General features: G+C 31.6%; 3 protein-coding genes and 1 pseudogene. 3 read left to right on the forward strand and 1 reads right to left on the reverse strand.

Annotated elements, in window-relative coordinates; genetic code table 11:
- From NR218_RS12520 to NR218_RS12530, 3 genes and pseudogenes are all read left to right on the forward strand, one after another.
- A pseudogene (locus tag NR218_RS12520) lies at positions 1–83 on the forward strand (IS6 family transposase); the annotation flags it as partial.
- Positions 84–220: 137 nt separating this feature from the next.
- The gene (locus NR218_RS12525; protein WP_016931288.1) at positions 221–1,342 is read left to right on the forward strand and encodes an NAD(P)/FAD-dependent oxidoreductase; all 1,122 of its coding nucleotides are present in this window, start codon (positions 221–223) and stop codon (positions 1,340–1,342) included.
- A complete protein-coding gene (locus tag NR218_RS12530; protein WP_016931289.1) occupies positions 1,336–2,676 on the forward strand; it encodes a nucleoside recognition domain-containing protein in 1,341 nt (446 codons plus the stop codon). The genes NR218_RS12525 and NR218_RS12530 overlap by 7 nt, the downstream gene beginning before the upstream one ends.
- A gap of 284 nt (positions 2,677–2,960) precedes the next feature.
- Here the strand turns inward: NR218_RS12530 and NR218_RS12535 are convergent.
- Positions 2,961–3,190: DDE-type integrase/transposase/recombinase (locus NR218_RS12535; protein WP_265883444.1), on the reverse strand; the 230-nt coding region annotated here is incomplete at its 5' end.

A 3,190-nucleotide genomic window follows, 5' to 3' on the forward strand; every position in this document is an offset into this window, starting at 1 on the left:
GTCTATATAAAAAGAACCGCAGGTCTCTTCAGATCTACGGGTTTTCGCCATGCCATGAAATTAGCATCATGCTAACAAGTTAACACAAAGTATTATTTTAAAATTGAGATTAGATATTTATTTTTCAACTTTGCAACAGAACCCTTGCGTATTTATTATAAAAAATGTTATTTTATTTATATCTTTAAATAAGAACTATTACGATTTATGAGGTGTTAAAATGCAAAAATCAAATAAAGTAGTGATTATTGGTGCGGGTCCTTCTGGTATAGGTATGGCTATTGCATTAATTGAAATGGGATTAGATGATATTCTTATATTAGATAAAGGACAAGTTGGTGAATCTTTTAAAAATTGGCCATTATCAACTCGTTTTATCACACCTTCGTTTACAACAAATGGATTTGGAACACCGGATATTAACGCAATCACACCTCATAGTTCTCCTGCTTTTACTTTTAAAAAAGAACATATTTCAGGTAAAGAGTATGTTCAATATTTAGAAGCGCTTGTACAGATTTATAACTTGAAAATTGACCAACATACAAATGTATTAGATGTATCCAATAATATAGACAAAGACACATATAAAATTTATACAGATCAAGGGACTATTGATGCTGAATATATCTTTGTTGCGACAGGGAATTTTTCATATCCTTATAAACCGTTTAACCATGGTAGACATTATAGTGAGATTGAGAAATTTTCAGATATATATGGTGATCTGGCTGTCGTAATTGGTGGTAATGAAAGTGGGTTTGATGCAGCAATCAATTTGGCATTATCCGGTAAAATTGTCGATATTTATACTAATTCTACAAGTTATAAACAAGAAGATGCTGATCCAAGTATTCGACTTTCTCCTTATACACACCAACGATATGAAGAATTAAAGGAACTTGGTTATCCCATACGTATTCATACCGAACATGTGGTGAAAGAAATAGAGTATAAAAATGGTCAATATGTTATTCAATTTAACGGCGTACACGACGATGTGAAAATTTCCGAAGAACCAATACTTGCTACTGGATTTAATCCTGTTCAACATAATCGACTAACCCGAATATTATTTGAAAATGATGGTACAAATTTTATACTAACTGACGATGATGAATCAACAATTAATCCTAATGTCTTTATGATAGGAGATACGGTTAAGCATCAAGATGTGATTCTTTGCTATATTTACAAGTTTAGAACGCGTTTAGCTGTTCTAGCAAAATTAATATGTGACCGAGAAAGCTTTGAAGCAAATGAGGATGCTATTGAGTTCTATCAATCAAATCAAATGTTTTTAGATGATTATACTTGTTGTGATGTGAATTGTTCATGTTAAAAGTTGAATACGATATAAAAAATGGAACTTGTTCACCGATACCAGACGGTGAACATTATATTGTGATTAAGCAGCTAAAAAAACTATCAACAGAACAGAAGTTGCAGTTCAAAAGTTATATCATTCAAAAGCAATTAAAGCTCACTATAGATGAAAACTTTAAACAAAAGATAGATGATCCTGACGAATCAAAATATATTATCTCTGAATTGGATATCTTAAGACAGGAACAAGCGAAACATATCCCTAAAATAAAAGATATATTTTTAGCTTTTGCTTTAATCATAGTAATGTTTATGTTGCCAATATATATTTCATATTATTTATCTCAATATATTCAAAACCATTGGGCTGAGAAGTTCTTAGACTTTGTAATACATACTGTTCAATTCGACGAAAAGGCTTTGAATGACTTATTATTTGGAGATTATGGGTTATTGTCTCTCAGCATATATTCAATCATTTGGGCATTACCCGTTGTTGTTTTCATTAGTATTTCTACAAATATTGTTAGTGAAAGTCATTTGAAATCTTATATCGTTTGGTCAATCGATCGAGTTATGACAAAAGTAGGATTAACTGGTTACGATATTGTGCCAGTTATAGAGGGATTTGGTTGTAATTCTGCAGCAGTATTGCGCGCCAATCATGATTGTAGTGCTTGTACTAAAAATAACTGTATAAGTATGGTTAGCTTTGGATCATCATGTAGTTATCAAATTGGCGCAACACTTTCACTGTTCAGTGTAATCAATGCCCCATGGTTATTTATTCCTTATTTAATAATCGTATTTATCGGTGGTTTAATACATATTAAACTATGGTCTCCAAAAAGCATGATACCAACTCATTATTTTGTGTTAAATAAAGTTAGAAAGCCTTCAATTAAAGCTGTTTGGAAACAATCCAAACAGACTATTCTGTCATTCTTAGCTCAAGCTTTACCAATATTTATGATGATTTGTGTATGTGCAAGTATCCTTTCTATGACACCTATTTTACTGTGGACTGCAAATATCTTTAATCCAATTTTACAGTTGATGAATGCACCTCAAGAGATGTCAACGGGTATTCTATTCTCAATGATTAGAAAAGATGGTATGTTGTTGTTCAATATGAATCAGGGCTCATTATTGCAAATAATGCCGTTAAAAAGCGTGTTCTTATTAGTATTATTTAGTTCAACATTTTCTGCATGTTCTGTAACAATCATTATGATAATTAAAAATTTAGGGTGGAAACAAGGTCTAGGAATTGTCGCAAAACAAATGATAACAGCGACAATTTGCTTATGTATAACTGTATTGATTATGAATTTTTTTGGAGGGATTTAATTGATATTATCAGATCAAGATATTAAGCAGTTTATTAGTGAAGGTCAAGTGAGTGTTACACCTTATCGAGAACAACTATAGAACCAGCTTCTATTGATTTAACATTAGCCAATCATTTTCTACTACCCATTTCACCGAAAGATAATGTGCAATCGTTGAAAGATCCTATTCAGGGTTCTGTTGCAAAGTTGAAAAATAAATGTCTAATCTCAATTTTAAAATAATACTTTGTGTTGACTTGTTAGCATGATGCTAATTTCATGGCATGGCGAAAATCCGTAGATCTAAAGAGACCTACGGTTCTTTTTATATAGACCGTAAATACATTCAATACCTTTTAAAGTATTCTTTGCCGTATTGATATTTTGATATCTTGTCTTTCTTACTTTAATATGACGGTGATCTTGCTCAATGAGCTTATTCAGATATTTCGATGTACAATGACAGTCGGGATTCAGTTTAAACGCTTTAATTACTTTAGCCATTGCTACCTTCGTTGAAGGTGCCTGATCTA

It is taken from the genome of Staphylococcus sp. SUC_1.2 (assembly GCF_026222585.1).